29 protein-coding genes are annotated in these 26138 nt (G+C 63.4%); 14 read left to right on the top strand and 15 right to left on the bottom strand.

Annotated elements, in window-relative coordinates; genetic code table 11:
• Positions 1 to 190: 190 nt before the first annotated feature.
• Positions 191 to 1606, bottom strand: a complete 1416-nt coding sequence (locus tag DK391_RS08125; protein ID WP_239482748.1) for a PLP-dependent aminotransferase family protein — start codon at positions 1604 to 1606, stop codon at positions 191 to 193.
• Between the two features lie 272 nt (positions 1607 to 1878).
• On the opposite strand from DK391_RS08125, the gene cyoA reads away from it, so the two are divergent.
• The 6 genes from cyoA to DK391_RS08095 all read left to right on the top strand — a co-directional run bounded on the left by cyoA (position 1879) and on the right by DK391_RS08095 (position 7565).
• Positions 1879 to 2772 carry a ubiquinol oxidase subunit II gene (cyoA, locus tag DK391_RS08120; protein ID WP_109477474.1) on the top strand — a complete coding sequence of 298 codons (894 nt, stop codon included), beginning with the start codon at positions 1879 to 1881 and terminating at the stop codon, positions 2770 to 2772.
• A gap of 5 nt (positions 2773 to 2777) precedes the next feature.
• A complete protein-coding gene (cyoB, locus tag DK391_RS08115) occupies positions 2778 to 4781 on the top strand; it encodes a cytochrome o ubiquinol oxidase subunit I (protein ID WP_109477473.1) in 2004 nt (667 codons plus the stop codon).
• Between the two features lie 2 nt (positions 4782 to 4783).
• Positions 4784 to 5407, top strand: coding sequence for a cytochrome o ubiquinol oxidase subunit III (gene cyoC, locus DK391_RS08110; RefSeq protein ID WP_109477472.1), 624 nt, complete (start codon positions 4784 to 4786; stop codon positions 5405 to 5407).
• On the top strand, positions 5404 to 5787 hold the full coding sequence (gene cyoD / locus DK391_RS08105; protein ID WP_109477471.1) for a cytochrome o ubiquinol oxidase subunit IV: 384 nt from the start codon (positions 5404 to 5406) through the stop codon (positions 5785 to 5787). Before cyoC ends, cyoD begins: the two co-directional genes overlap by 4 nt.
• Positions 5788 to 5940: 153 nt before the next feature.
• Positions 5941 to 6213 carry a helix-turn-helix domain-containing protein gene (locus DK391_RS08100; protein WP_109477470.1) on the top strand — a complete coding sequence of 91 codons (273 nt, stop codon included), beginning with the start codon at positions 5941 to 5943 and terminating at the stop codon, positions 6211 to 6213.
• Positions 6214 to 6215: 2 nt separating this feature from the next.
• On the top strand, positions 6216 to 7565 hold the full coding sequence (locus tag DK391_RS08095; RefSeq protein ID WP_109477469.1) for a type II toxin-antitoxin system HipA family toxin: 1350 nt from the start codon (positions 6216 to 6218) through the stop codon (positions 7563 to 7565).
• On the opposite strand, the gene DK391_RS08090 is transcribed toward DK391_RS08095, so the two are convergent.
• From DK391_RS08090 to sctU, 14 genes are all read right to left on the bottom strand, one after another.
• Positions 7566 to 7970: a DUF934 domain-containing protein gene (locus tag DK391_RS08090; protein WP_109477506.1), complete on the bottom strand. Its 405-nt coding sequence runs from the start codon at positions 7968 to 7970 to the stop codon at positions 7566 to 7568.
• A gap of 8 nt (positions 7971 to 7978) precedes the next feature.
• Entirely contained in the window at positions 7979 to 9769 is a 1791-nt protein-coding gene (locus DK391_RS08085) for a nitrite/sulfite reductase (protein ID WP_109477468.1), read from the bottom strand.
• A gap of 159 nt (positions 9770 to 9928) precedes the next feature.
• Positions 9929 to 10390, bottom strand: a complete 462-nt coding sequence (locus DK391_RS08080) for an MEKHLA domain-containing protein (protein WP_109477505.1) — start codon at positions 10388 to 10390, stop codon at positions 9929 to 9931.
• A 64-nt stretch (positions 10391 to 10454) separates the two neighbouring features.
• Positions 10455 to 10910 (bottom strand): CesT family type III secretion system chaperone, encoded by a 456-nt coding sequence (locus tag DK391_RS08075; RefSeq protein WP_109477504.1) that lies wholly within the window; start codon positions 10908 to 10910, stop codon positions 10455 to 10457.
• Between the two features lie 82 nt (positions 10911 to 10992).
• Positions 10993 to 11214 (bottom strand): hypothetical protein, encoded by a 222-nt coding sequence (locus DK391_RS08070; RefSeq protein ID WP_109477467.1) that lies wholly within the window; start codon positions 11212 to 11214, stop codon positions 10993 to 10995.
• 78 nt (positions 11215 to 11292) lie between these two features.
• The gene (locus tag DK391_RS08065) at positions 11293 to 11535 is read right to left on the bottom strand and encodes a type III secretion protein (protein WP_109477466.1); all 243 of its coding nucleotides are present in this window, start codon (positions 11533 to 11535) and stop codon (positions 11293 to 11295) included.
• 2 nt (positions 11536 to 11537) lie between these two features.
• A complete protein-coding gene (locus tag DK391_RS08060; RefSeq protein ID WP_109477465.1) occupies positions 11538 to 12737 on the bottom strand; it encodes a type III secretion protein in 1200 nt (399 codons plus the stop codon).
• Positions 12738 to 12874: 137 nt separating this feature from the next.
• On the bottom strand, positions 12875 to 13816 hold the full coding sequence (locus DK391_RS08055; protein ID WP_109477464.1) for a hypothetical protein: 942 nt from the start codon (positions 13814 to 13816) through the stop codon (positions 12875 to 12877).
• On the bottom strand, positions 13813 to 14076 hold the full coding sequence (gene sctS, locus DK391_RS08050; protein ID WP_109477463.1) for a type III secretion system export apparatus subunit SctS: 264 nt from the start codon (positions 14074 to 14076) through the stop codon (positions 13813 to 13815). The genes DK391_RS08055 and sctS overlap by 4 nt, the downstream gene beginning before the upstream one ends.
• Before the next feature lie 39 nt (positions 14077 to 14115).
• Positions 14116 to 14772 (bottom strand): type III secretion system export apparatus subunit SctR, encoded by a 657-nt coding sequence (gene sctR / locus DK391_RS08045; RefSeq protein WP_109477462.1) that lies wholly within the window; start codon positions 14770 to 14772, stop codon positions 14116 to 14118.
• The gene (sctQ, locus tag DK391_RS08040) at positions 14750 to 15928 is read right to left on the bottom strand and encodes a type III secretion system cytoplasmic ring protein SctQ (RefSeq protein ID WP_109477461.1); all 1179 of its coding nucleotides are present in this window, start codon (positions 15926 to 15928) and stop codon (positions 14750 to 14752) included. Before sctQ ends, sctR begins: the two co-directional genes overlap by 23 nt.
• 9 nt (positions 15929 to 15937) lie before the next feature.
• On the bottom strand, positions 15938 to 16489 hold the full coding sequence (gene sctP, locus DK391_RS08035) for a type III secretion system protein SctP (RefSeq protein WP_109477460.1): 552 nt from the start codon (positions 16487 to 16489) through the stop codon (positions 15938 to 15940).
• An 8-nt stretch (positions 16490 to 16497) separates the two neighbouring features.
• Positions 16498 to 18582 (bottom strand): type III secretion system export apparatus subunit SctV, encoded by a 2085-nt coding sequence (sctV, locus tag DK391_RS08030; RefSeq protein WP_109477459.1) that lies wholly within the window; start codon positions 18580 to 18582, stop codon positions 16498 to 16500.
• Between the two features lie 42 nt (positions 18583 to 18624).
• A complete protein-coding gene (gene sctU, locus DK391_RS08025) occupies positions 18625 to 19695 on the bottom strand; it encodes a type III secretion system export apparatus subunit SctU (protein ID WP_109477458.1) in 1071 nt (356 codons plus the stop codon).
• 244 nt (positions 19696 to 19939) lie between these two features.
• Here sctU and DK391_RS08020 point away from each other — a divergent pair, with 244 nt between their 5' ends.
• From DK391_RS08020 to sctT, 8 genes are read left to right on the top strand one after another with little or no spacing between them, the layout of a single operon-like run.
• Positions 19940 to 20545 carry an HrpB1 family type III secretion system apparatus protein gene (locus DK391_RS08020; RefSeq protein WP_109477457.1) on the top strand — a complete coding sequence of 202 codons (606 nt, stop codon included), beginning with the start codon at positions 19940 to 19942 and terminating at the stop codon, positions 20543 to 20545.
• 15 nt (positions 20546 to 20560) lie between these two features.
• On the top strand, positions 20561 to 20953 hold the full coding sequence (locus DK391_RS08015; RefSeq protein WP_109477456.1) for a type III secretion protein: 393 nt from the start codon (positions 20561 to 20563) through the stop codon (positions 20951 to 20953).
• 41 nt (positions 20954 to 20994) lie between these two features.
• Entirely contained in the window at positions 20995 to 21753 is a 759-nt protein-coding gene (gene sctJ / locus DK391_RS08010) for a type III secretion inner membrane ring lipoprotein SctJ (protein ID WP_239482754.1), read from the top strand.
• Positions 21750 to 22469 carry a type III secretion protein HrpB4 gene (locus DK391_RS08005; RefSeq protein WP_109477454.1) on the top strand — a complete coding sequence of 240 codons (720 nt, stop codon included), beginning with the start codon at positions 21750 to 21752 and terminating at the stop codon, positions 22467 to 22469. Before sctJ ends, DK391_RS08005 begins: the two co-directional genes overlap by 4 nt.
• A complete protein-coding gene (gene sctL / locus DK391_RS08000) occupies positions 22454 to 23224 on the top strand; it encodes a type III secretion system stator protein SctL (RefSeq protein WP_109477453.1) in 771 nt (256 codons plus the stop codon). The genes DK391_RS08005 and sctL overlap by 16 nt, the downstream gene beginning before the upstream one ends.
• Positions 23221 to 24615, top strand: coding sequence for a type III secretion system ATPase SctN (gene sctN / locus DK391_RS07995; RefSeq protein WP_109477452.1), 1395 nt, complete (start codon positions 23221 to 23223; stop codon positions 24613 to 24615). The genes sctL and sctN overlap by 4 nt, the downstream gene beginning before the upstream one ends.
• On the top strand, positions 24612 to 25109 hold the full coding sequence (locus tag DK391_RS07990) for a type III secretion protein (RefSeq protein WP_109477451.1): 498 nt from the start codon (positions 24612 to 24614) through the stop codon (positions 25107 to 25109). Before sctN ends, DK391_RS07990 begins: the two co-directional genes overlap by 4 nt.
• On the top strand, positions 25106 to 25963 hold the full coding sequence (gene sctT / locus DK391_RS07985) for a type III secretion system export apparatus subunit SctT (RefSeq protein WP_109477450.1): 858 nt from the start codon (positions 25106 to 25108) through the stop codon (positions 25961 to 25963). Before DK391_RS07990 ends, sctT begins: the two co-directional genes overlap by 4 nt.
• Positions 25964 to 26138: the final 175 nt, after the last annotated feature.

Genomic DNA, 26138 nt, shown 5'->3' with positions numbered 1-26138 from the left:
GCTGGATACGACGCTGCTGCAAGCGCTGCGAGTTGGAGGCCAGAGGCCGCGGGCACTCGCAGTGATCCCGGCGCGCTTCGGTTAAAAGGAGGAAGGAAATGCTCCGAAGCAGCGTTGGGTGAATTATTCGTGCACGGCGCTGTTTCGTACAGCAGCAGTTGACAGAAATTCGAGCGCAGCAGATGCGGTGTTAAATCAGCAGACGGTCGTCGGCGGAAGGTTTGCGCGCGACCAGTGCCGCCAGTTTGCGCAGCGCCGAGGTCAATTCGGTGCGACGTGTGCACCCGCCAAGCGAGATGCGGATCGCGTTCGGCACATCGCCGCTCTGGCAGAACGCCGACGCGGGCGCGACGACCAGACCTTCCGTGCTTGCCGCCGTTGCCAGACTTTGCGCTGCCCAATGCGCGGGTAACGACTGCCACACATGGATCGCGCCGCCCGATGCCGACATGCCGGCTCCCGACAGAATCTGGTTCGCGGCGTGCAGACGGTCGCGCGACTCCTTGAGGATGCCAGTCAGTACCTCTGCCGCCGTGCCATCGAGTATCCATTGCGGGACGAGCGCCGTGGTGAGCGGCGGCGACATCAGCGAGAGCGAGCGCAAGGCCTTTAGAAAGGCTTCCTGTTTCGCCGCATCGGGCAACACCAGAAAGGCCGCACGCAAGCCCGGCGAGATGCATTTGGACAGGGTGGACAGGTAGTACACCTGCTGCGGCGCGAGGCCCGCGAGCGGCGCGGGCGCATCGTCGGCAAAGAGCCAATAGGGATCGTCTTCGACGACGGGCAGGTTGTGCCGCGCCGCCACCGCGAGAATCTCCTTGCGGCGACGCTCGGGCATGGTCTGCGCGGTCGGATTGCGGATCGTCGGGTTCAGATAGATCAGCCCGCCGTCCGTGCGTGCGCAGGCCGCGTCGAGTGCGTCGGGCAGCATGCCGTGCCGGTCCGACGCAAGCGGTACGAGCACGCGCCCGAGTTGCCGTGCGATCAGCGGCAGACCCGGATAGATCAGTTGCTCGGTGAAAACGGGCGCGTCCTGCTTCGTGAGCGTCAGGATCAGCGCGGCGAGGGCCGAATGCGCGCCGGGCGTGACCACCACGCGCGACGGGTCCACCCGCCCCAGAACCGGCTTGAGCCACGCTGCGCCCGCCTGGCGGTCCGTATCGCTGCCGCCGCCAAGCTGATAGGTCATCAGGAGATCGATGTCGCTGCGCACCAGCACCTGCGACAGCCCGCGACGCAGCAACACGGCGAGATCGATGTCAGCGGGCGGCGGCGGAATATTCATGCTGAGATCGATCTGCTGCATGAACGTCGCCCTGGGTGGCGCGATAAACGTGCCGAGCGGGCCACGCGATTCGATCAGATTGCGCCGGTGCGCTTCGGCGAAACCGCGTGTGACGGTAGTCAGATCGACGCCGATCATGTCCGCGAGCTTGCGCTGCGGTGGCAAGCGGTCGCCTGCGTTCAGCTTGCCGTCGGCGACAGCGCGCTCGATCAGATCGACGATCTGCAGATAGCGCGCCTTGCCGTTATCGGCGAAGTCGGTGATCCAGTCGGGCCGCCGCGCGGCGCGCTTGCGGGTAGTAGAAGCTGTGGAAGAAGGCATGTGTGGCAACTTGTCGCGCATGTATGGCTTATGTCTTACTCTAGCATGCGCCGCCATAGCCTATGTATGTATCCGCCGTAAGGCCAGGCATGGCGGACAGCTCGCGCGTGATCGGCGTTTGGGGATAGATGCATGGGGCTATGTAACCCGGCAACCAACCTCAAAGCATGCGCAACCCACCTACACGCGGGGGTTCCCCCCAATCTGCGGGACCACGTCCCCGCGCCCATCCCATTCGAAGACAACTCGTACGCGCAGGACGCGTCACCGCCATGGGCGCACTCAGCCTGCTCGGCGGCTGCAGCATGGTGCTGTTCAATCCGAAAGGGTCCATCGGCGAGCAGGAAAAGAATCTGATCCTGATCGCGCTTGGCCTGATGCTGCTGGTCGTGATCCCCGTGATTGCGCTGACGCTGTATTTTGCATGGCGTTACCGCGAGTCGAACACGAAGGCGAAATATGCGCCGACGTGGGCGCATTCGACTGCCATCGAAGTCGTCGTGTGGACCATACCCTGCATCATCGTCGCGACGCTTGCGGTGCTGATATGGAAGACAACGCATAGCCTCGATCCATACAAGCCGCTCGAATCGGATGTGAAACCGGTGCGCGTCGAAGTGGTCGCACTGAACTGGAAGTGGCTGTTCATCTATCCGGACTATGGCGTCGCGTCGGTGAACCAGCTTGCGTTGCCCGTCGATACACCTGTCGATTTCAGGCTGACGGCCGAATCGCTGATGAACTCGTTCTTCATTCCGCAACTGGGCAGCCAGGTGTATGCGATGTCCGGCATGCAGACGCAGTTGCATCTGATCGCGAATAGCGAAGGCACGTATGCGGGCCGTTCATCGGCGTTCAGCGGGCCGGGCTTCTCGGACATGGACTTCAAGACTGTCGTCACGAGTCGTGGTGAATTCGATGCATGGGTCGCGCACGCAAAGGCGTCGCCGCAGGCGCTCGACGTGACCACCTACGACCGCCTGCAGCAGCCGAGCAAAAAGAACCCCGTGACGCTCTACAGCAACGTCGCGCCGGGTCTGTTCGATGGCGTCGTCTATCAGTACATGCGTGACGCGAGCGGCAAACCGATCTGCACGACGGCGAACGCCGACATGTATGTCAAGCCCGCTCGCCTGCCTTCACACGCAGCTTTGGTATCGGAGTAGTGGATATGTTTGGAAAACTTACGCTCGATGCGATTCCGTATCACGAGCCCATCATCATGGGCACGCTCGGGGTCGTGATTCTGGGCGGCCTCGCGTTGCTCGGCGCGATTACGTACCTCGGCAAATGGACGTATCTGTGGAAAGAGTGGATCACGTCCGTCGATCACAAGCGGATCGGCGTGATGTACATCATTCTGGCGCTCGTGATGCTGCTGCGCGGTTTCGCCGACGCGATCATGATGCGCGCGCAGCAGGCCATCGCCTTTGGTGAATCGGCAGGTTATCTGCCGCCGCATCACTACGATCAGATTTTCACGGCGCACGGCGTGATCATGATCTTCTTCGTCGCGACGCCGCTGATTCTCGGCCTGATGAACGTGGTCGTGCCGTTGCAGCTTGGCGCGCGCGATGTCGCGTATCCGTTCGTCAATTCGCTGGGCTTCTGGCTCTCGGCAGTGGGCGCGGTGCTGGTGATGATCTCGATGTTCGTCGGCGATTTCGCGGCGACGGGCTGGGTCGCGTATCCGCCGTTGTCCGAGCTTGGTTACAGTCCAACCACGGGTGTCGACTATTACATATGGTCGCTACAGGTATCGGGTTTAGGCACGACGCTGAGCGGCATCAACTTCATCGTGACGATCCTGCGCATGCGCGCGCCCGGTCTGAACCTGATGAAAATGCCCGTGTTCTGCTGGACGGCGCTGATCACGAACATCCTGATCGTCGCCGTGTTCCCGGTGTTGACGGGCACGCTCGCGCTGCTGACGATGGACCGCTATCTCGACATGCATTTCTTCACGAACGAGCTGGGCGGCAACGCGATGATGTACATCAACCTGATCTGGGTGTGGGGCCATCCCGAGGTGTACATCCTGATCCTGCCCGCGTTCGGCGCGTTCTCGGAGATCATCGCGACGTTCTCGGGCAAGCCGCTGTTCGGCTACAAGTCGATGGTGTACGCAACGGCCTCGATCGGCGTGCTGTCGTTCTTCGTGTGGCTGCATCACTTCTTCACGATGGGTTCGGGCGCGAACGTCAATGCGTTCTTCGGCATCATGACGTCGATCATTTCGGTGCCGACGGGCGTGAAGCTGTTCAACTGGCTGTTCACGATGTATCGCGGCCGCATCCGTTACCACTCGTCCACGCTGTGGACCATCGGCTTCATGGTGACGTTCGCCGTGGGCGGCATGACGGGCGTGCTGCTCGCCGTGCCGGGCGCGGATTTCGTGCTGCAGAACAGCCTGTTCCTCGTCGCGCACTTTCACAACGTGATCATTGGCGGCGTGGTGTTCGGCTGTCTCGCGGGCATCAGCTACTGGTTCCCGAAAGTGTTCGGCTTCACGCTCGACGAGTTCTGGGGCAAGGTCGCGTTCTGGTGCTGGCTGGTCGGTTACTGGCTCGCGTTCACGCCGCTGTATATCCTCGGCTTCGAGGGCATGACGCGCCGCATGAACCATTACTCGGTGCCTGAGTGGCATGTATGGCTGATCGTCGCGCTGGTAGGCGCGGTAATTGTCGGCATGGGCATTCTCGCGATCCTGATCCAGTTCGCCGTGAGTATTCGCAAACGCGAAGAGTATCGCGACGTGACAGGTGACCCGTGGAATGCGCGCAGCCTGGAATGGTCGACGGCTTCGCCTGCGCCGTTCTACAACTTCGCGCATGTGCCGGTTATCACATCGCTCGAACAGCACTGGGACAACAAGCAGGCAGGACGCGCTTACGTCAGGCCCACGCAAGCCTACGAAGACATCCATATGCCGCGCAACACGGGCGCGGGCTTCATCATCGCCGCGTTCAGCCTGCTGTTCGGCTTTGCGATGGTGTGGCACATGTTTGCGTTTGCCGTCATCGGTCTGCTCGGCATGATTGCGACCTTCATCGCGCGCTCGTACGACCAGGACGTCGATTACTACGTGCCGGCTGCCGAAGTCGCGCGCATCGAGAACGAACGTTACGCGAAGCTGGAAACCCCGCGTGACGAAGAACTGGCGGAGATGGCCTGACCATGAGCAGCATATCGACCCATCATGCGCGCGATCATCACGATGCGCACGATCATGACCATGAACACGACAGCGGGACTCGCACCACGCTAGGGTTCTGGATTTACCTGATGAGCGACTGCCTGATCTTCGCAACATTGTTCGCGACGTTCGGCGTGCTCGCCAACGCCACGGCAGGCGGACCGACGGGCAAACAGCTATTCGAGTTGCCGTATGTGCTGGGCGAAACGCTGCTGCTGCTCGCCAGCAGCTTCACGTTCGGCATGGGCGTGTTGAGCATGCATGCGAACCGGCGCGGCAAGGTGATCGGCTGGCTGGCCGCGACCTTCGTGCTGGGCGCGGGCTTCATCGGCATGGAAGTGTATGAGTTCGCCCATCTGATCGGCGATGGCGCAGGTCCGTCGACCAGCGCATTCCTGTCGAGCTACTTCACGCTGGTCGGCACGCACGGTCTGCACGTGACCACGGGCCTGCTGTGGATCGTCGTGATGATGCATCAGATCAGCCGCTTCGGTTTGACGCCCGTGACGCGGCGGCGCATCGCCTGCCTCAGTCTCTTCTGGCACTTCCTCGATCTCGTGTGGATCTGCGTGTTCAGTCTTGTCTATCTGCGTGAATTTCTATGAGCAAAACTTCTGGAGCGAACGGGGCGCATGCGCACGTTCATGATGCGTCGCATGGCAGCGTGAAGAGCTACGTGGTCGGCATGCTGTTGTCGCTGGTGCTGACGTTTGCGTCGTTTGGCGTGGTGATGACGCATGTCGTGCCGCGTTCGATGGGACTCGCTGCCGTGGTCGTGCTGTGTGTCGTGCAACTGGTTGTGCAGTTGCGGTATTTCCTGCACCTGGGTTCATCGGCGGATCAGCGTTCGAATACGGGCATATTCGTGTGTACGGCTTTGTTGATCGCGATCATCGTCGCGGGGTCGCTGTGGGTGATCCACAACGCGAACGTGAACATGATGCCGACGCAGATTTCCGTCGAGCGCGCACTGGCGCGGGATTGACGGGTGGATTAAGGGCAGTTCGCGCCCCTTGTACGGGGCGCTTTTTCACGAAATAGCCGCATATCGGATAAACCGTAAATATCTGCATATCGGCTAAATTGACTTTATCTGCTATTCGGCTAAACTGCATATAGCCGAATAACGGATACGTCCATGTCTGCCTATCCCATCTCCCAGCCACTCGTCACCGAGCCTCAGCTCGGCCAGCTGCTCATTGCTTCGCGCAAACGGCGCAAGCTCACACAGGCGCAGGTGGCGCAGCGCGTCGGCCTGAGTCAGAACCGCATATCGTACCTGGAAAAGAACCCAGGCGAGCTGAGCTTCAGGCAGTTGCTCAGCTGGTGCGCCGCGATCGGGCTTGAATTGCAGCTTGGCGAGCGGATCGTGACCGAACTGAACGACGCACCCGATGCGCCGGAGTGGTGAGCATGGGCCGCCGCTCGCACAGCCAGACGCTTTCCCTTTGGGCCAACGGCGATTACGTCGGGCGTTGGACCGTCAATACCAATGGGGAATCCGAGCTTCAATACGACGCGGGGTGGCGCAACTCCGCGCGTGGCCGCCCGATTTCCCTGTCGCTGCCATTCAACCTTCACAACGAGGCGTTGAAGGGCGACCACGTCACCCATTACTTCGACGGTCTGCTGCCGGATAGCGAGACCATTCGCAAGCGGGTGGCGGCGCGCTTCAAGACCGGCTCCATCGAGGCATTCGATCTGCTCGGCGCGATTGGCCGCGACTGCGTCGGCGCGTTGCAGCTGTTGCCGGAACAGGCAACGCCGAAGGGAATCGACAAGATCGAAGGTATCGTCGTCGATGAAGAGGCCATCGAGCGCCATCTGCTCGAAGTGGTCAGTCCGGGTGGCTTCACTGCGGCAATCGATCCCGATGACGACTTCCGCATCTCACTGGCCGGCGCGCAGGAAAAGGACGCCTTCCTGTGGTGGGACGGGCAATGGATGAAACCGCGCGGCACGACGCCGACCACACACATTTTCAAGCTGCCTATCGGCATGGTGGGCGGGCGCAAGGCGGACTTCAGCACCTCGGTCGACAACGAATGGCTGTGCCTGCGCTTGCTGAAAGCGTACGGCCTGCCGACGGCAGAGGCACGCATCGAGACATTTGGTTCGCAGCGCGTGCTGGTGGTCGAGCGCTTCGACCGGGCGCGCTCGCGCGATGGAGAACAGCTATTCCGGCTGGTGCAGGAAGATTTCTGCCAGGCGACGGGCACGTCACCGCTGATCAAATACGAGAATGAGGGCGGCCCAGGCCTGCAGAAGATATTTACGCTCTTGCAGCAGTCGCAGCAGGCCGCAGACGACATGCGCACGCTGATGGCCTCGCAGATCCTGTTCTGGATGATGCGCGCGCCGGACGGTCATGCGAAGAATTTCAGCATCCAGTTGCTTGGCGGCGGCGCGGGGCGCTTCAGGCTCACACCGATGTACGACGTGATGTCGGCGTATCCGGTGATCGGCGACGGGCCGAGTCAATGGGCAGAACGTGAAATCAAGCTGGCGATGGCCTTGCTCGGCAAGAGCAAGCACTATCAGATGCACGCCATCGAGCGTCGGCACTTCAACAGCACGGCCAGGAAGGTCGGTTACGGCGACACGGCAGAACCGCTGCTGCAGGACATCATCGCCCGCACGCCCGAGGTCGTCGAGAAGGTGCGGGCAGATCTGCCCGCAGGCTTCCCGGAACAGGTGGCGGACAGGATCATGAACGGCATGCTGGCGGCAGCGCGCACGCTGGAGAGCATGCCTGACAGCTGATCAGGCTTGCTGGCCTGTCCTGAACGGCGCATCGCGCGACACGTCGCCCTGATAGAACGCGCCGAAACGTTCCAGTTGACGCTGGGCATCGGCGAGATCGACACCTTCGCTCAGCACCGCGCTCGAAAAGCCCGTGCGCTCCATCTGAATCAACTGATCCGCGAGCACGTCGCCTGTTGCGCGCAGATCGCCCTTGAAGCCAAGCCGCCGGCGGATCAGATACGCCTGGCTGAACGCGCGGCCATCGGTGAATTGCGGAAAATGCAGTTCGACACGGTCTGCCTCAGCAATCGCCTCGCTGTACAAAAACGGATCGGCGTCGTTATCGAGCGTGACGACATGATCGACCGCTTCGGCTACGTGATCGCCGGAAACAAGAATGCGGATACGCGCTGTTGAGTTCATGCGCCCGTTCATGCTGATACCTCCACCGGAGCACGCGCCGAATTGGCAGCCGTCTTGAAGGGATCGAGTCCAACACGCCTGACGGTTTCGATGAAGCTCTCGCGCCGCGCTCCAGACGGCGCGCGATGCTCGACATACGTGCGCAGCACGGCGTCGATCACATCGGGCACTTCATGCGCGGAAAACGACGGGCCGATCACCTTGCCGGGTTGCGCATCGCCGCTCGCATGCGATCCATCCGAGCCGCCTAGCGTGACCTGATACCACTCGCTGCCATCTTTATCGACGCCGAGAATGCCGATGTGCCCGCTATGGTGATGTCCGCACGAATTGATACAGCCGCTGATGTGCAGATCGACTTCACCAATGTCTTCGAGTTCGTCCATGTCCTGATAGCGCTCCGTGATCGCTTCCGCGATCGGCAGCGAACGGGCATTGGCCAGCGCGCAAAAATCGCCGCCCGGACACGCGATCATATCCGTCAGCAAATGCACATTGGCACTGGCCAGTCCCACGCTGCGTGCCGCTTCCCACAGCGCGAGCAGATCGTCTTCATGCACCCAGGGCAGCACGATATTCTGCGTATGCGTGACACGCGCTTCACCCGCCGAAAAACGGTCGACGAGATCGGCAACCTGATCGAGCTGATCAGCGGAGGCGTCGCCGGGTGCCTGCAACAGACGCTTGAACGACAGCGTGACGATCCGCAGTGAAGCATTGCGATGTGGCGCGACGTTGCGTTCCAGCCAGCGGGCGAATTGCGGCGTGCTGGCGGCTGCATCGTGAATCGCCTGAAGTGCGCGGGGGCTTGACGGCTTGTTGACTTCATCCGTCGCTGGCTGCACGAAATAGGCACTGACGCGTTCGAGTTCGGCGTGCGGAATCGTATGCGGGCCGCCGTCGTGTTCGACGATCTGGCGAAACTCTTCTTCCACTTCGTCGATGTAATTCTGCCCCTCGGCCTTCACGAGTATCTTGATACGCGCCTTGTACTTGTTGTCGCGCCGCCCGTACTGGGTGTACACGCGCACCACGGCTTCGATGTAGTTCATGATGTGCTGCCACGGCAGGAACTCGCGCAGCACCGTGCCGATCACCGGCGTGCGCCCCATGCCGCCGCCGACCGTCACACGAAAGCCGAGTTCACCGTTGTCGCCATGACGCAGCCGCAAGCCGACGTCGTGCCAGTCGGTCGCTGCGCGGTCGTCGCTGGCGCCTGTGATCGCGATCTTGAACTTGCGCGGCAAGAATGCGAACTCGGGGTGCAGCGTGGTCCACTGGCGCATGATCTCGGCGAACGGGCGCGGGTCGGCGATCTCGTCGGGTGCGACGCCTGCGCGCTCATCGCAGGAAATATTGCGGATACAGTTGCCGCTGGTCTGGATGCCGTGCATGTCGACAGTGGCGAGCAGATCCATCACGTCCGCTGCCTTGGCAAGCGGAATCCAGTTGAACTGGACGTTGGTGCGGGTCGTGAAGTGCGCGTGATGGGTCGGCAGACGCACGGTGCCGAGCTTGCGTTGCGCGTCGAGCGCGCGACGGTACACGTCGGCTTCGGGCGCATCGTATTCGCGCGCCACGCGGGCGAGCACGCGCAACTGCGCACCCGACAGTTCACCGTACGGCACGGCGACGCGCAGCATCGGCGCATGCCGCTGCACATACCAGCCGTTCTGCAGCCGCAAGGGACGAAAGGCGTCTTCGCTCAGTCTGCCGTCCTGCCACCGCTCGATCTGGTCGCGGAACTGCGCAGCGCGATTGCGCAGGAAAGCTTTGTCAAACTCGTTGTACTGATACATGGCTCATCTGGATGTCGACGGGCGCATGCATCGTGGGCGCTCGCGTCGGGGACGTGATCGCCTGAATCTACTGGCGTGCGCATCGTCCGACAAGACGCAGATGATGCAAAAACGGGCGTAGCAGATGAGAAAACCGCAAATGATGAAGCGGAAGAATGTCTACTCAGCGAGCGCCGTGACGTGCGGAATCATGGCAGCCTGGCCATGCAGCGTGCCGTGTTCGTCGATCAGTTGCCATACCGTTGCGCGTTCGATCCAGAAACGGCGCCCCGTCTTCGCGATGCGCACGCCGCGATAGCCGCTGACAAAGCCGTCACGCTTCACCTGATCGAGAAAGGCCTGACGTTCGCTGCGCTCTGGCGCTTCGGCCGAAAGGCGCGAAGGCAGGGCCGTCAGTTCATCCCAGTCATAGCCGAACAGCGTTTGCGCGCGGCGGTTTCCATAGACGAACACGGGGTCTTGAAGGGTATTGTGCGCAAGTATCCCGAAGGGCGCATCGCGATACAGCCAGGCCGCGGCATCTTCGGCACGCGTGTGGTCCGGCACGAGTTCGATGCCGAGCAGGCGTCGGTAACTGCCCGCCAGCAGGTTGAAGAAATTCAGGTCGGTTTGCAGATCCATCGTGTAGCCATGTTCAGAACGTGTCGCGGGACATTCTAGCGTGGCGTGGTTTTTCGTGAGCATGTCATGCCCGGATCCACGAGAAATTACCCGATACGCCGGCTTCGAAACGTTCGTCGCTGGCTTCGAGAATGCTCTGTTTCCAGTACGCGCCGTGTTCCGAATAGTGGGCGAGGAGATCGGCGAGCGTCTCGCCCGTCGGCGAGTCGGCGAAGGGCACGCGCACCAGCAGCACCACGTTGCCGTAGTCGGAATCGAGTCCGAGTTGCGCCTGGTCCTGCGCATACACCAGCAGGTTCGCTTCGAGCATCAGCCGGTAGACGGTCGTGATGCGTCCCGCCGTCACCGCGCCGAAGTCGAAGCTCAGATAGAGCGCGTCGGGGTCTTCGTCGAAGCAGTCGAGGCGCACATCGAGCCCGCCCACTTCGATCGAATGGGTCTGCAAGACGTGCTCGACGTCGGGCAGGCCGACGGCCTCGCATAGCGAGGCGACAAGTTCTGTGTAACGGTCTTCACTCACGGCGAGGATAGTCGTGCAAGCTGAAAGAGACTGCGTAACGCGCACATGGCCGGCCGCCGCGTGGACGGCCAGCCCGCGCACATTACGACGCCTGTGCGGCCTTCTGGATGCTCGACGCACCCGACTTCATCGCTTCGCCGAGTGCCTGCAGCAGGCTGGCATTCGATTGCGCTTCGGCAATCTGCAGTTGCTGCTGGGCGTTGTTGTTGATGGTGCTGGTCGCGCTGTCCGTCGCGCTGTTCGAATTGACGTTGCCGACGAGGGCGCCGCCGAGAGCTTGTCCTGCTGTTGCAATACCGGGCATGGTTGCACTCCTGGAATGATCCCGCAGACAGGATGTCCGACGGGTGGTTGAAAAAACGGGGAAAGAGGTTTTGCTGTGTCAGCCGCGCAGCGCGTCTTCGCGCAGTTGACCGACAATCCGGCTTGCAGCGATCAGGCCGCGATAGATGCGGGCGCGGGCATCGCGGTCGGCGGCTGTGCCGTCGGCGGCGTGATTGAGCTGCTCGGCGCTGTCTTCGAGCGCCTTGCGCAGTTCGGCGACGCGCGCATCGGCGTCGGGCGCCGTCACGACCGTCTGCAGCTGCATGAAAAGCGGTGCGTGGCGTTCAATGGCTTCGTACATGATCATCTCCGTAACGTATCGGCCGTCTGTGCGACGGATGTCTGGGGTAAGTCGAGCGCGTGCCGCGCGGCGGCAGGCCCGGACAACGGCGTGCCGTGCGAGGCAGGAGCCGGCGCGGTGTCGCTGGCGGCGTGCGGCGCGGCTGCACCGGCTGCGCTTGCCGTATCGGAAGTGGCTGCGCTCGCCTCGCTGTCGAGAATGAAGATGTGCTTCACGCCGTCGGGCGTCTGCGCATAGCGCACCGTATCCGACGACACGATCGCGATATAGCTCGCACCTGCCGGCGCATCGGCCTGCTCGGCGCCCGTCGCGTCGATGCGGATGTCCTTCACGTTCGCGGGCAGATCCGGACGGATGCGCCGCACGCCTTGCTGCAACGCGTCCATGTCGACGTCCTTGCCGGCAATCGAGAACACGCCGCCACCGTCGTAGCGCACGCTGATGCCCGCAACGGGCAGGCTCTCGCCGATGCTGCGCCGTATCACTTCCGCTATGCCGTACTGCGCCTGCATGCGTGGTGCCGTGATCGAGGCCAGCAAACGTCGCGCGGCGAGATTCTCCGATTCATTCGCGACGAGGCCGCGCACCAGCACGCCACCGTGTCCGTCGAGCGACGCGCGTAACTCGTTGAGATGCGCAGCGGCAAATTCGCGGTTCACGTTTTCCATCGCGGCCACATCGTTGGGCAGCATCGACGCCTTCGCGCGTGTCGTCATCGACAGCGCGCTGACACCGCCGATCACGGCCAGCGCCACGCATGCCGCACAAAGCGCGACGAAGGTCCGGCGGCGCGAGTGCCGCTGACTGCGTGCGGCGTCGTCCGGCTGGCCGGGCTTCAGGAGCGTCGACAGCAGCGTGAGATCGCTCGGCCATTCCATGTCGTCGGGGCCGATGCAGATCACGCTCTGGTCGAACTGCATCGGCAGGAAGTCGAGCATGAAAACGGGCGCGGTGTCTTCGACGCCTTCATTCGCTGTCTCATGCGTGCCGTTATCGTCACCGGCAGTCACGTCGGCCTGCTGCGTAGCAAGCCGGCGCACGGTCACCACGTCGCTGTCGCCGACTTCGACGATTGCGGACGGACCTGTCCAGTCGGTGATGCGGATGTCGGCGTCGTCGTCCGCGTCGATCCGGTATGGACCGGGAGAGAGCGGAGCCGTCGCGCCAGCATGAATACCCGTCAGGATGCGCAGTTGTTTCATGAGTTCGGTCGATCAGGCTGTGAAGCGCGGGCGGCTGTGACGCTGCTCCGCTTCCTTCGATGAGACGCAGATTAGTGGACGCATCGGGCGTGGCACGGTCCCTTTGCGAAGGCACTTGCGTGCACGCGAAGCGTCGTTCAGTCCGCGCGCAAAGTGGACGGCGAGACGGACGCAGACGGCTCAGCGATCTGCGCTTTACGCATGCTGCGCATACGGGCGAGACCATCGAGTGCCGCGCATGCACCGGTTGCACGTCTTTCACGAGCGGGCAGCAACGGACTTCCCGCGATCAGGGCGAGCAACGGTGCGAATACGTGATGGACACTGTCAGCCGGACGCGCCTCGCCGCCTGCCTGTTGACGCGTATTTGCGGCGCGCGCAGTTGCATCCATCAGCGACTGCCGGACCTGTGCGAGCGATGTGAGTGGCAGCACGCCTTCGCGTTGCCGCAGCACACGCAGTTGCGCAACCGCGTCGTGCAGCGGGCGGCCAGGTTGCAGCAACACATCGCACCATGCGCTCGCCAGTGCATCGCGGCGTGCGGTGCCTGAGAGCGTCAGCGCGTGCGTGGCGAACTCAGGCATCGCACCCGCCGCGCGGTGCTTGCCATGCGTGCCGTCGAGCATCGACAGATCATCGTGATTACCGTGCTGGCGCTGTTGCTGCTTCTGCTGTTGCTGTTGGTCCTGCTGCTGTCCGCCGCCGCGTGAGCCGCCATTGCCGCCGTCGCGTGTCACGCGCAGCGGCGCGTTGCGCTGGCGATCGGCATTCCGCGCGCCGGGTGCGCCTGTTCCCGTACGCGTCGTGGCCGGGCGGCGCGTGGGCGCAAAGCGTGCTGTCGCAGCTTTGCCTTGACGCTTTTTCGCTAGCGCTTTTGCCAGCCGCCGTGCGTTGGCCGAACGCGCCTGTCCCTGCAAATGCGCGTGGTGCGCATGCGCAAAGCGCACGTTGTTGCGCAGCGACGTGGCGAACCGCGCACGCGTGTGCTGCTGCGCAGGTTCGGTTGTGCCGCGCTGTGCCTGCGTGGCCGCATCGGCGCCGGAGGTGCCTGCGACAGGGCGCGTGTGAAGCGGATTCATCGCGACACAGCCGTCAACAGCAACTGGTTCGCAAAGCGCAGGATCGCCGATGCGCCAAGCGGCGCCGCCACGATGAGCGCGACCACCACGGCGATCAGCTTGATGCCGAACGACAGCGTCTGATCCTGCAGCGAAGTGATCGCCTGCAGAAACGACACCAGCAGGCCGACACCCGCCGCGACGACGACAACGGGCAGCGACACATACAGGCATAGCAACAGCCCCTGCGTCGCGAGTCCGACGAGCGTATCGAGAGTCATGGCAAGTCCGTCAATGAAAGAAAGCGGCTTCTACGGGATTCACCGGTAGCCGAGAATGAGGCCGTGCATCAGCGTGGACCAGCCGTCCATCGCGACGAACAGCAGCAACTTGAACGGAATCGCGACGTTGGTCGGCTGCACCTGATTCAGGCCCATCGCCATCAGCACGTTCGCAATCACGAGATCGACGACGATAAAGCCGATGTACAGCAGGAAGCCGATCTTGAAGGCGTCGGTGAGCTCCGTCAGCGTGAAGGCAGGTGCGAGCACGATCAGATCCGTGTCCTTCAGTGCCTTCGCCTGCTGCGCGGGCCAGAGGGCGGTTGCCGAGCGCAGGAAGAACTGCCGCTCGCGCGGCTGCGCATGCGCTTCGAGGAACGTGCGGAACGGCTCGCGCGCGGCGGCGATACCTTCGGTGACGTTCTGCGTGACGTTGCCGGGCGCCTGGTTCGCCTGCATGCCCTGCATCGCGGAGAACGCGACGGGCGCCATGATGTACACGGAGACGATGATCGCGATGCCGTTGAGCACCATGTTCGGCGGCACCTGCTGGACGCCCAGCGCGTTGCGAAGCAGCCCGAGCACGACGACGATCTTCATGTACGAGGTCACCACCATCGCGATGAACGGGATCACGCTGATCGCCAGCACGACGATCAGCAGCCCGGTGATGTCACCTGTCTGAATCGCCGGCATAGGCCATCCTCGTGATACGTACGCCAAGATGTTCGCCGACACAGACAATCTCGCCATAGCCGACCGTTTGCCCATGCGTGACGAGCCGCACGGGCGTATCGAGCACGGGTGCGGCGAGTTCGATCACGTAGCCGGGCCGCAGGGCGGCAAGCTGCGCGAGCGGCAATGCCACGCTGTCGAGTTCGAACTGCACGGGCAGATCGAGCAGGCCGATGTCGAGTGGTGTGTTGTCTTCGAAGGCAGCGTCTTGTTGTTCCGGGGGGACGTCGTGGAGCGCGTCTTCGTGCGGCGGGGCTTCGCCATCGCCGGGCAAGGTGTCGGGCCATTCGGCCTGTAAAGGTTCTTCGTTCATGATGGGTTGCTCTTCGACAGTAATCTGCGTGCCGTCGATCACGACACGCGCATGGATGCGCCGCATGCTGGTGCCCGTCGCGCCCCAAGCGGCACGGGCGGCGAACGGTGCAGCGTTGTTCAGCGCTTGCGCGACGCTGGGCGCGAACGTGCGCAGCAACACGTCCCCGGGACGCAGCGACTGCAACGCGGCGAGCGGCACGCGCCGCGCACCGAGCGCAATCGATCCGGCGATGCGCACCGGCGATGTCGCGGCAAACGTCCCGATCAGATGCAGCGACGGCAGAGCAGCGAGCCGCGCGTGCAACAGGTCGAGCGTCGCGCCCGTTGCTTCGACAGAAAGCCGATGCGCGATGCCGTCATGCAGCACGACGGCATCGAAGCGCTCGTTGCTCACGGCAGCGCCTGACGCACGCTCCACTGAAGCGACGCGCCAACGTCCCAGCCCTGCCGCCTGAAAGCGCTGCACGAGCGGCGCGAGCAACGCATTCGCAAGCGTGTTGCGCAACGTGTGCCGCGTGCTGTCGCCCGCGCTCGCCGCAACGATCTGCAAGGCGGGATAGCGCGTCAGATCGACATCGATGGCGAGCGTGCCGGCCAGATGAGCGAGCACGATGCGGCCGGCTTCGTCGAAATCGTGTCGGGCCGCAACGGCGGGCGTGATTTCGAGCGCATCGATGGCGCCGAGCCGGCGCAACGCGTGGAGATGACGCGCATCGCACAGAAAGCGTGCGGCGCGTGCAGCAGCAGGTTCAACCTGGCGCAGCCTGTCTGCATACGGACGCGCGGTGGATACAGTGGACATAGGGCAGGACTAGTGAACCGTCAGTTCGAGCGTGCGCGCTTCGCCTTGCGATGCGAGCACCTGGCGCAGCTCACGTTCGAGCAGGCCGGCATGATGCAAGAGTAGTTCGCGCGTGTCGTTGGCCTGCACGTCGAAGCGAAGCAGCAGAACGGCAGGCGAAAGCGTCAGGTGTAGCTGCGTGCCAGGCAGCCGCTGAGGGTCGATGCGCAAGATCACTTCCCAGTGGCCCGCTTCGCGAAGCGCTGCGTTCGACGCAAACTCGCCGATATGCCGCGCGAGCACATGGGCAAGCTCGAGCATCTGCTGTTCGCGGCGCAGCACGGCGGCCACCACGCGCTGGCTCGCGTTGCCGATGTGTTGCGCTAGGTCCTGCGCCGGTTCGTGAGAAGGCTCGCGATGATGATGGTCGAACGGAGCGTCCCGCGATGGCGGATCGTCGCGGCGCAACAGTGTGGCGAAGTCCGCGTGCCGTGCGCGCCGCGTGCGTACGGAAGCCGACGTGCTCTGCGCAGGCGCAGGCGAAGCGATCACGCGCACCGGGCGCGAGTTGATTCTCGACATACGCGGCCTCAGGCGGTCACGTGACCGATGGGTTGCAGCTCAAGATGACCGCCGAGCTCCTGATACGAATACACGGACAGCCAGCCAAGCCGTCCTTCGATCATGCGCCGCACGTAGCGCCGGATATCCATCGACGTGACGAGTGCGATGCCGGGCCTCGGCGCGAGACCCGCAAACGACTCGATGCTGTCGACGAGGAAGCTGACCTGATCGGGCGGCAAGGCAAGGTAGTTCCCTGTTGGCGTCTGCTTGATCGCCTGGCGGATATGCTGCTCGACGGGCGCGTCCAGCAGGATGGCGGGCAAAATGCGCGCGCCGAGCGCGGCCCGATGCGCGAGAAAGCGCGCAAGATCGCCGCGCACGTACTCGGTCAGCATCAGCACGTCCTTCTCTTTCGGTCCCCACGCGATCAGGCTTTCCATGATGTTGCGGATATTGCGGATCGGAATCTGCTCTTCGAGCAGGCGCCGCAATACATCGGCGATACGTTGCGGCGGCAGCACTTTCTGCACTTCGGCAAGCAGGCCCGGATATTCGATGCCGAGTTGCTCCTGAATCCATTGCACCTCGTTGACGCCGAGGAACAGCGACGCATTGCGCCTGAGCAACTGCACGCACACATGCGCGATCACCTGTTCGGCGCGCCAGCTCGATGTCTTATCGGCGAGGGTCGACTCGTCGTGCCAGTAACTCGGCTGCGCGCTGCCGTCGATCGGCTCGCGCTGCTCGCAGCGTCCGGCGAGCGCCTGCACTTGCGCGTCGTCGGGTTGCGCAGCGAGCCGTTGCGGCAAATCGGCCAGCAGCACTTTTCCTTGCGGCAATTCGAGCGTTAAAGCGGGCACGTCATGCATCAGGAACTCGCAGGTGGATGGCGCGAGCTTGTCGCTGATCCACATGTGGATGCCCGGAAACGGCAGACCCAGTTCTTCCTGAAGCGAAGCGCGCTCGGTCTCGAAAGCATGATTGAGGCGGTCCACGGCGAGCCGTGAACACAGATCGGGCGCGAGGCGCACGCCGAGCGCGCAGGAGAATGCGGGCGGCACGCTGGAAATAGCGGGCGTTTCGTTCTTCGCGCCCGCGCGCTGCATCGAGCGCACGGCTTCGAGATCTTCGAACGCCCGCGCCGGGCCGCGCTTTTTCAGCTTCCACGCGGTGAAGCCGAGAATGCCGCTCAACACCAGAAAGAGCGGCCACGGAAATCCGGGCACCGCGGCAAACGCAACCAGCAGCAACGCCGCAAAGCCGAGCGCGGGCGCGCTGCCCATCAATTGCTTGCCGATCTCCGCGCCAAGCGAGCGAGGCTTCTCGTCGCGGTCGTCAGCGACGCGCGTGATCATCACGCCTGCCGCGACGGACAGCAGCAGCGCGGGCAACTGCGCGACCATCGCGTCGCCCACCGACAGAATCGAAAAGCGGTTCACCGCTTCGCCCGCCGTCATGCCGTGATAGAGCACGCCGACAGCGAGGCCCGCGACGATGTTGATCATCGTGATGATCAGGCCCGCCACCGCGTCGCCCTTGACGAACTTCATCGCGCCGTCCATGCCGCCGTGCAGCGCACTTTCCAGCGCAAGCGTCGCGCGTTTGTGGCGTGCTTCGTCGGCGGTCAGCAAATTGGCGCGCAGATCGGCGTCGATGCTCATCTGCTTGCCGGGCATCGCGTCGAGCGTGAAGCGCGCGCCGACTTCCGCGACGCGCTCCGAGCCTTTGGCGATAACGATGAACTGCACCAGCGTGATGATAATGAACACCACCATGCCGACCACCAGATTGCCGCCTACGACCAGCTTGCCGAAACTGTCGATGATGTCGCCCGCTTCGGCATGCAGCAGGATCGATTTGGTCGACGCGATGCTCAGCGACAGTCTGTACAGCGTGGTGAACAGCAGGATCGACGGAAAGGCGGAGAGCGAAACCACGCTCGGCACGTATAGCGTGATCATCAGCAGCGTGACGGCCGTGGCGATGTTCAGGCCGACGAGGATGTCGATCATGAAGAACGGCAACGGCAGGATCATCAGCGACACGATCGCGATGATCATCACGAGGATGCCGATCTCGCCGCCAGCGGGTAGTTTGAGTGTCTTTGACATGAGCGTGGTGTGAAGCGATGCGAAAGCGTGTGGAATGCGCGGTCAGCCGTTCAGCGAAGGCGTAGCGTCGCCGCTCGGCAACGCGAGCGAATCGACCCAGCGCAAGATCGCGGCGACGGCTTCGAACAGTTCGTCGGGAATCGGTTCGTCGAGTTCGACCTTGTAGAGCGCACGCGCAACGGGTGGGTGGCCGACAATCGGCACGCCTGCGAACTGTGCGTCGCGGCGCATCTGCAGCGCCGCGTCATCCATGCCTTTGGCGATCACGACGGGCAGCGGATATTCGTCCGGTGCGTAGCGCACGGCGACTGCATAGTGGGTCGGATTGACGACCACCATGCTGGCTGTCGCGAGCTTGCGCGGCGCGGACGTGGCCAGTTCGCGCGCGAGCCTGCGCCGCTCGCCCTTGATGATGGGATCGCCTTCGTCCTGTTTGTATTCGCGCTTGATTTCGTCCTTGCTCATCTTCTTGCCGCGAATGAAGAGGAACTTCTGCAGCTTGAAATCGATGCCACCGAACACGACGTACAGCGCCGCCGCGACCGCCAGCAGCCGGATCACGACGAAGCTGGCAAGCTTCGACAGTTCCGGCAGCGACTCGAACAGGGAACCCGTAACGAGCGGCAGCAGGCCCGTGATGGTTTGCCACATCACGATGGCGAGCACGATGCCCTTGATGCTCATCTTCGCGAGTTCGAGCAATGATTTGAGCGAGAAGATGCGCTTGATACCCGCCATCGGGCTGACGTTCTCGAACTTCAGCCCGACCGCCTTCATCGAGATCATGATGCCCGTCTGTCCCGCCAGCGCGGCGATGGACGCGAGAATCGCCGCACCGATCACGGGCAGCAGCGCGCCTGTCATGCGCGAGCCGATCTGGTTCAGCGCGAGCAGCAGCGTGGTCATGTCGTGCGGTCCCGCGACGAACTTCAGCGCAATCGCGATGCAGGACCGTAACGCGTCGACCAGTTTGTCGCCCATCGCCATCAGCATGCCGACGCCGACGGCGAGCAGCGCACCATCCACGAGGTCCGTGCTCTTCGCGACTTCGCCGTCTTCGCGCGCCTTGCGCAGGCGCTTCTCTGTGGGCTGTTCGGTTTTGTCGTCGCTCATCGCGCGCTCCTGTTGATGCTGGGGCAGTGTAGGGCGCGTGTTGCACAACGCATTCGTATGAGGCGAAGCTCCGCGCAGGAAGGCGAAGCGCTTGTATCTGCCAGGCGCGGGCGCATCGGTTCACGCAGGCAGGTTCGCTTTCACGCGACTCGCTTCGGTTGCGCCGCGCGGCACGCGGCCCAGGCTTGATACCTTGCGAAGCGTTGACGCCTTGCGTCCTGTTTCCTTCAAGAGGGTCCACGTCATGCTCGCCAATTCGTCACAACCCGCGTCGTCTGCCGTTTCCAACCGGTCTGCGCCCGGCTATCTGCAATGCAGCGATGCCATGCTGAGCGCGTTGATCGAGATAGCCTCGGCGGGTTTGTACCGGCATTTCCCGCAAGCCAGCGCAGACACGGCCGATATCGAACTGGTGCTCGACGCACTGCGCGCGTTTCGCCCGAAGGTCGCTGAAATCGACACGCTCGCGGGCGTGCTGCAGATCGTCAACGGTCGCTGGGAAGAGGCATCGCGCACGCTGCGCGATGTGATCGATGCGGCGCCGTCGTTCGCGTATGCCAAGGCGATGTACGCGTACTGTCTCGCGTCGCAGCAGGATGCGGGCTGGCGCGCATGGGCCGATCAGGCGCTCGAAGACGATGCCGGGCCGGAAACGCATGCGCTGGTGCGTGCGCTCGGCGTGCGTGCGGATCTCGAAGCGGCACGCGCGAATCATCGCGGCGGCGAGCTGGTGTTGCCCGAGTCGTATCGCGATCTCGCCGAACAGCAGGAGAACGCGCAATCGAACTCCGCACGCCCCGCATCCGCCGATGTATCCACGTTCGCCTCGCACGCCTTCCTGCGTGCCTGATTCGAGGAGCCGATCATGTCCATCTCTACGATTGCCGAAACGGCCATGCATGCCGTGACCGATGCCGCCAAACCGGAAGCCTTGCCGCAGATGCCCGCGCCGGAATCCGTGAGCCGTTTCGAGGAACTGATGCAGCAGCCGCTCGCCGCGCCCGGCAACGATACGGCGCAGCATGCGGGCAACCATCTCGTCGATGCGATCCGCAAGCAGGCCGGCCAGATGGAAGCCGCGCTCGAACAGGTCACGACCCTGAGCGCGAATGCTGCGTCGCTCTCGCCGACACAGCAGATTGCTGCGGCGGCGCAGGTGTCGCTCAATCTGTCGCTGGCGCAGTTCGATTTCCAGACCAAGATGGCGGTGGTGTCGGCGTCGAAGTCGTCGGCTGAAACGCTGATGAAGAACCAGTGATGAACCTGCCAACCCTGTTTCCTCCGGCCAGGCGGACGCTGATGGGCGGCATGCTGGTCGCGTGTGCGCTGCTCGCAGGCTGCAAGAAAGAGTTGTACACGGGCCTTGCCGAAGAGGACGTCAACGAGATGACGGTTGCGTTGCTCGAACGTGGCGTAGCGGCAGACAAGAGCACGCCGGATGGCGGCAAGACCTACACGCTGCAGGTCGAAGACGGCGACATGGTGCGCGCGATGCAGGTGCTGCGCGAAACAGGCTTGCCGCACAGCAAGTTCGACGATCTCGGCAGCCTGTTCAAGAAGGACGGACTCGTCTCGACGCCGACGGAAGAGCGCGTGCGCTTTATCTATGGGCTGTCACAGGAGTTGTCGGGCACGCTGTCGCGTATCGATGGTGTGCTGGTCGCGCGCGTGCAGATCGTGATTCCGAATAACGATCCGCTTGCGCAGACCATCAAGCCATCTTCGGCTGCCGTGTTTATCAAGTACCGGCCGGGACTCGAACTCGATGCGCTCGTGCCGCAGATCAAGAACCTTGTTGTGCATAGCGTGGAAGGCCTGTCGTACGACCAGGTCAGCGTGACGGGCGTGGCGGCGGATCAGGTGGATATCGACAGCCGGGTGCCCGCGCACACGCCTGTCTGGCCGTTCGTGCTGAGCGGGTTGTTCGCGCTGATCGTGGCAGGGGCTGCATTGGGTTATGCGTTGCGAGCACGGCTCGGTGTCATTGCCGCACCGCTCAAAGCCAGTGTCGCGACGCTCATGCAGCGACTGCCCGGACGCAGGCAGAAGTCGGCATGAGCGTCGCTGCGATGCGGATTGCCATGCCGCGCCACGCGGATGCGCGTCATGCACCGCCCGACGCCACGCAGATGCTGCTCGGCTGGCAACGTAACGCGCGAACGGCGCTGCAGTGGTTGCACGGCGACTGGCTTGCCTACGCATTCGGTGTCGAGCGAAACGCCGATGTAGAACCGGCGCTCGATACACTGCGGGCCCGCTGCGACGAAGCGTGTTCTCTTGCGGTGTCGCGCGTGTTGTTGCCGACACCGCCAACACTTGAAGCATTCATTGATGTACCCGCTATCCGGCTCGACGCTTTGCCTGTCGACACTGGTTTGCGCGTGCTGCGCATGCTGGCGTTGTTGACGCGCCGCGCCGAAGTGCGGCGTCTCGTCGATCGCGGCACGCGCAGGCGTCTCGCGGACTGGATAGGCTGTCCGCTGGATGCGCTGCTCGGCGCAACCGTGGCCGAAGCGCCGTCGTTGATCGACGCGAAACGTGAGCGTGCAGGAACGTGCGCGCTCGGCTCGCTCGATGCAGACGCGCTTGCACACGAAGGACTGGCGTTGCTGGCCCGACATCACACGCAGGTAATGCTGCTGCCGCTCGCGTTGCCGCGTAACGAGTGCCCACACCAGCCACAACCTTCCGAAGACGAATGCAACGAGGCGCTCGCGTTGCTGCGCGAGCGCATCGGCCCACTTTTGCCGGAGTACGCATGGTTATCTGGCTGAGCCGTCCACGCGAAGCACACGCGTCGCGCAACGCCACGGGCCGACGTAAGGACGAACCGCGCGTCGGCGTGGCGAGCGACATCGTGCCGCGCGAAACCTTCGGCATGCTCGCAACCATCGACGATGTCTATGGCCGTGTCGAAGCTGAACGGCAGGCGATTCTCGCTGCCGCACAGATCGAGCGCGAAAAGCTTCTGCAGGCCGCGCGCGATGAAGCGGCAGCGCTCATTGCCTCGGCGGCTCGCGAGCGCGAAGCAGCGCAAGAGCGCGGGTACGCAGAAGGCGTCGTGCGCGGCGAGGCGCAGTGGATCGAACGAATCGCTGCATTGAGCGCGGACGCGCAGCGTCTGCAAATGAGCATGCGCAACCGGATGGCCGAATTGGTGATGCTCGCCGTCGAGCAACTGGTACGCACCGAAAGCGCGCAGGCCCTCTTCGCGCGCGCGACGGACACCATCGACAGAATCGTGGAAGGCTCGGCGAGTTTGCGTATCAGCGTGCATCCCGCCGATCTCGACGCGGCACGCGATGCATTCGGCGAGTTCGATGCGCGGCTGCGCCTGCTCGGCAGGCCGGTGCCGCTGGCCGTGGCGGCCGATCCGCGGCTCGCGCCGGGCGCGTGCGTCTGCGAGTCGGACCTGGGCATTGTCGATGCGAGCCTGTCGACACAACTCGATTCGATGCGGGCCGCCATCGTACGGGCATTGAACACGTCGCTGAAAACGCAAGGTACGCAGGCAGAGAACGACTCATGATGACCAGCACCACAGCGAACTCGCGGCAGCAGCCGCTGACCGACATCTTCGGTCTGCAGGAAGACGGCTTGCGTGAACTGGGCGGCGCCATCGAGCGCGAAATCCGCGCGTTGCTGCCCGTGCGCCAGACCGGCAAGATTGCCGAAGTGGTCGGCACGCTGATCAAGGTGGCGGGCATCGACCTGAAGCTCGGCGAACTCTGCGAATTGCGCACGCCGCAAGGCAAGCTGTTGCAGCACGGCGAAGTGATCGGCTTTACGCGTGAACATGCCGTCGTGTCGCCGTTCGCGCAACTCACGGACGTGTCGCGCGCGACGCATGTGATCGGCTTGCAGCGGCCCTTGTCGGTGCCCGTCGGCGATGCGCTGCTGGGCCGCGTGATCGATGCACTCGGCCAGCCGATGGACGGACGCGGCCCGATCGATGCGGCAGACAGCAGGCCGATTTTCGCCGACCCGCCTAACCCGATGACGCGCCGCATGATCGAGCAACCGATGGTGACGGGCGTGCGCGTGATCGACGCGATGACCACGCTTGCAGAAGGCCAGCGTATGGGCATTTTCGCACCGGCGGGTGTGGGCAAGAGCACCTTGCTTGGCATGCTCGCGCGCGGCGCGCAATGCGACATCAATGTGATCGCGCTGATCGGCGAACGCGGCCGCGAAGTGCGCGAGTTCGTCGAACTGATACTCGGCGAGCAGGGCATGGCGCGTTCGGTGGTGGTGTGCGCGACCTCGGACCGCTCGTCGAGCGAACGCGCGAAGGCGGCGTACGTCGCGACAGCCATTGCCGAGCACTTCCGCGACGAAGGCAAACGCGTGCTGCTGATGATGGATTCGCTGACACGTTTTGCCCGCGCAGGCCGCGAAATCGGCCTGGCGGCGGGCGAGCCGCCCGCGCGGCGCGGTTTCCCGCCGTCGGTGTTCGCCGAGTTGCCGCGCTTGCTGGAACGCGCCGGTATGGGCGAGCGCGGCTCGATCACGGCGCTCTACACCGTGCTCGCCGAAGACGAATCGGGCAGCGATCCGATTGCCGAAGAAGTGCGCGGCGTGCTCGACGGCCATCTGATCCTCTCGCGGGACATCGCGGCGCAGAACCGCTATCCCGCCATCGACGTGCTCGGCAGCCTGTCGCGCGTGATGTCGCAGGTGATGCCGCGCGAGTTCATGGCGTCGTCGGCGCGGCTGCGCAAGCTGCTCGCAAAGCACCGCGAAGTGGACATGCTGTTGCAGATCGGCGAGTACCAGCCGGGCACCAATGCGCTCGCCGATGAAGCAATCGCAAAGATCGATGCGCTCAAGGCGTTCCTGTCGCAGCCGACGGATGCCTACGCGGACCCGGCCGAAACGGAAACCGCGCTGCACCGGCTTGCACAGGGTGACGCGCAATGAGTGCGCCGAAACGGCAAATTGCAGCCTTGTCGCGCGCGGTGTCGCGCCGCCAGCGCTTCGAGCAGGACTTGCGCGCGCGGCTTGCGCAACTGGTGGCGGCGCGCATCGCGCTGGTCGAAAGCGAGGCGCATGCGCGCGGCCAGGCGGCTGCGCTCGAAGCGCAGGCGCAATCGTACCGGCAGCGTGTGAGCGCGATGATGTCAGGCGCGGAGCCGTTCTCCATCGACACGCTGACAGCGATCCGTCTCTACGCCGATGAAGTCGACAGGCAGTGCGCCGTTGCACGAGAAGCGTTGGCAGCCGCGCAACAGATGCTCGCCGCACACGATGCATCGATCGCCGGCATGCGTGGAGAGATCGCGAAGAACCGGGGACGCATCGAACTGTGCGAGAAGCGCATCGGCCAGTTGCAGCGTGTGCTGGACGGCATCGCCGCCGATGCGGAAGACGAAGACATCGAAGAGACGGCGCTCGCGCGCCTTGCCCGTGGATGAACGACCTGTTGCAGTTCTATGGCCCCTGGCTGCTCAAGCATCTCGCCGTGCTCGGCGTGTGCTCGCTGCGGCTCTACGCGCTCATGACGCTGTTTCCGCCGACAGCCGACGGCGTGCTGCAAGGCCGCCTGCGTAACGGCGTCGCGTTGAGCTTTTCGCTGTTCGTCGCGCTTGCGCAACCGGAGTCGTTCGCCGATTCGCTGACAGGCTTCACGCTGGTGATCACCGGCTTGCGCGAAACGCTGATCGGCGTCGTGATGGGTTTCGCGGCAGCGACGGTGTTCTGGGTCGCGGAAGGCGCGGGCATTTATCTCGACAATCTGACGGGCTACAACAACGCGCAGTTGAGCAACCCGATGCTGTCGCAGCAATCGACGCCTTCGGCCACGCTGCTAGGCCAGATTGCGACCGTTGCGTTCTGGTCGCTGGGCGGCATGCAGTTTCTGCTGGAGGCGCTGTACGAGTCGTACCGGTGGTGGCCGGTTGCGTCGACGAAACCAATGTCGACGGATTTTCTTGGGGTGTTCGCCTTGCATCAGACGGACACCTTGATGCAGACCATCGCGAAGCTCGCCGCACCGATGCTGCTGGTGCTGCTGCTGATCGATCTCGGTGCGAATCTCGCGTCCAAAGCGGCACAAAAGCTCGATCTGAGCGCACTGAGCCAGCCGATCAAAGGGGCAGTGACCGTGCTGATGCTCGCGGTGTTCGCGGGGCTGTTCGTGCATCAGGTGCAGGATCAGCTCGACCTGCGTCTGTTCAAACAACAGGTACGCGCCATCGCGCAGATGAGCGATCGCGACACCGATCTCAAGCCCGGCCACGCACCACATCCCGACGTTGTGACGCCATAAAGTCAGTCGCGCAAACACAAAAAATAAATGAGCTTTGTTGAGTCTTCTTGTCCATGAAGCGCGCGAATTCTCAACTTTGCTCAAGCCTCAATTCTTTCCTCTGATAATTGAGCTTTTCACATTTCAGCCTGGCTACAGTGCATTCCGTCACCGCGATGTTCGCTCCCAAAACGTC

This window comes from Paraburkholderia sp. C35, from assembly GCF_003121405.1.
Classification (GTDB): Bacteria; Pseudomonadota; Gammaproteobacteria; order Burkholderiales; family Burkholderiaceae; genus Paraburkholderia.
This window is presented reverse-complemented; position numbering and strand designations above follow the sequence as displayed.

Excerpts from the sequence above, each read along its gene's own strand:
- DK391_RS08020 (WP_109477457.1), top strand. The coding sequence starts at position 19,940 with ATGCTCGCCAATTCGTCACAACCCGCGTCGTCTGCCGTTTCCAACCGG.
- DK391_RS08090 (WP_109477506.1), bottom strand. The coding sequence starts at position 7,970 with ATGAACTCAACAGCGCGTATCCGCATTCTTGTTTCCGGCGATCACGTA.
- DK391_RS08060 (WP_109477465.1), bottom strand. The coding sequence starts at position 12,737 with ATGAAACAACTGCGCATCCTGACGGGTATTCATGCTGGCGCGACGGCT.
- sctL (WP_109477453.1), top strand. The coding sequence starts at position 22,454 with ATGGTTATCTGGCTGAGCCGTCCACGCGAAGCACACGCGTCGCGCAAC.
- DK391_RS08125 (WP_239482748.1), bottom strand. The coding sequence starts at position 1,606 with ATGCCTTCTTCCACAGCTTCTACTACCCGCAAGCGCGCCGCGCGGCGG.
- cyoC (WP_109477472.1), top strand. The coding sequence starts at position 4,784 with ATGAGCAGCATATCGACCCATCATGCGCGCGATCATCACGATGCGCAC.
- sctT (WP_109477450.1), top strand. The coding sequence starts at position 25,106 with ATGAACGACCTGTTGCAGTTCTATGGCCCCTGGCTGCTCAAGCATCTC.
- DK391_RS08100 (WP_109477470.1), top strand. The coding sequence starts at position 5,941 with ATGTCTGCCTATCCCATCTCCCAGCCACTCGTCACCGAGCCTCAGCTC.
- DK391_RS08005 (WP_109477454.1), top strand. The coding sequence starts at position 21,750 with ATGAGCGTCGCTGCGATGCGGATTGCCATGCCGCGCCACGCGGATGCG.
- sctR (WP_109477462.1), bottom strand. The coding sequence starts at position 14,772 with ATGCCGGCGATTCAGACAGGTGACATCACCGGGCTGCTGATCGTCGTG.
- cyoD (WP_109477471.1), top strand. The coding sequence starts at position 5,404 with ATGAGCAAAACTTCTGGAGCGAACGGGGCGCATGCGCACGTTCATGAT.
- DK391_RS08015 (WP_109477456.1), top strand. The coding sequence starts at position 20,561 with ATGTCCATCTCTACGATTGCCGAAACGGCCATGCATGCCGTGACCGAT.
- sctU (WP_109477458.1), bottom strand. The coding sequence starts at position 19,695 with ATGAGCGACGACAAAACCGAACAGCCCACAGAGAAGCGCCTGCGCAAG.
- cyoB (WP_109477473.1), top strand. The coding sequence starts at position 2,778 with ATGTTTGGAAAACTTACGCTCGATGCGATTCCGTATCACGAGCCCATC.
- DK391_RS08065 (WP_109477466.1), bottom strand. The coding sequence starts at position 11,535 with ATGTACGAAGCCATTGAACGCCACGCACCGCTTTTCATGCAGCTGCAG.
- DK391_RS08085 (WP_109477468.1), bottom strand. The coding sequence starts at position 9,769 with ATGTATCAGTACAACGAGTTTGACAAAGCTTTCCTGCGCAATCGCGCT.
- DK391_RS08095 (WP_109477469.1), top strand. The coding sequence starts at position 6,216 with ATGGGCCGCCGCTCGCACAGCCAGACGCTTTCCCTTTGGGCCAACGGC.
- DK391_RS08080 (WP_109477505.1), bottom strand. The coding sequence starts at position 10,390 with ATGGATCTGCAAACCGACCTGAATTTCTTCAACCTGCTGGCGGGCAGT.
- DK391_RS08070 (WP_109477467.1), bottom strand. The coding sequence starts at position 11,214 with ATGCCCGGTATTGCAACAGCAGGACAAGCTCTCGGCGGCGCCCTCGTC.
- sctS (WP_109477463.1), bottom strand. The coding sequence starts at position 14,076 with ATGACTCTCGATACGCTCGTCGGACTCGCGACGCAGGGGCTGTTGCTA.
- DK391_RS08055 (WP_109477464.1), bottom strand. The coding sequence starts at position 13,816 with ATGAATCCGCTTCACACGCGCCCTGTCGCAGGCACCTCCGGCGCCGAT.
- sctJ (WP_239482754.1), top strand. The coding sequence starts at position 20,995 with ATGGGCGGCATGCTGGTCGCGTGTGCGCTGCTCGCAGGCTGCAAGAAA.
- sctN (WP_109477452.1), top strand. The coding sequence starts at position 23,221 with ATGATGACCAGCACCACAGCGAACTCGCGGCAGCAGCCGCTGACCGAC.
- sctP (WP_109477460.1), bottom strand. The coding sequence starts at position 16,489 with ATGTCGAGAATCAACTCGCGCCCGGTGCGCGTGATCGCTTCGCCTGCG.
- cyoA (WP_109477474.1), top strand. The coding sequence starts at position 1,879 with ATGGGCGCACTCAGCCTGCTCGGCGGCTGCAGCATGGTGCTGTTCAAT.
- sctQ (WP_109477461.1), bottom strand. The coding sequence starts at position 15,928 with ATGTCCACTGTATCCACCGCGCGTCCGTATGCAGACAGGCTGCGCCAG.
- DK391_RS07990 (WP_109477451.1), top strand. The coding sequence starts at position 24,612 with ATGAGTGCGCCGAAACGGCAAATTGCAGCCTTGTCGCGCGCGGTGTCG.
- sctV (WP_109477459.1), bottom strand. The coding sequence starts at position 18,582 with ATGTCAAAGACACTCAAACTACCCGCTGGCGGCGAGATCGGCATCCTC.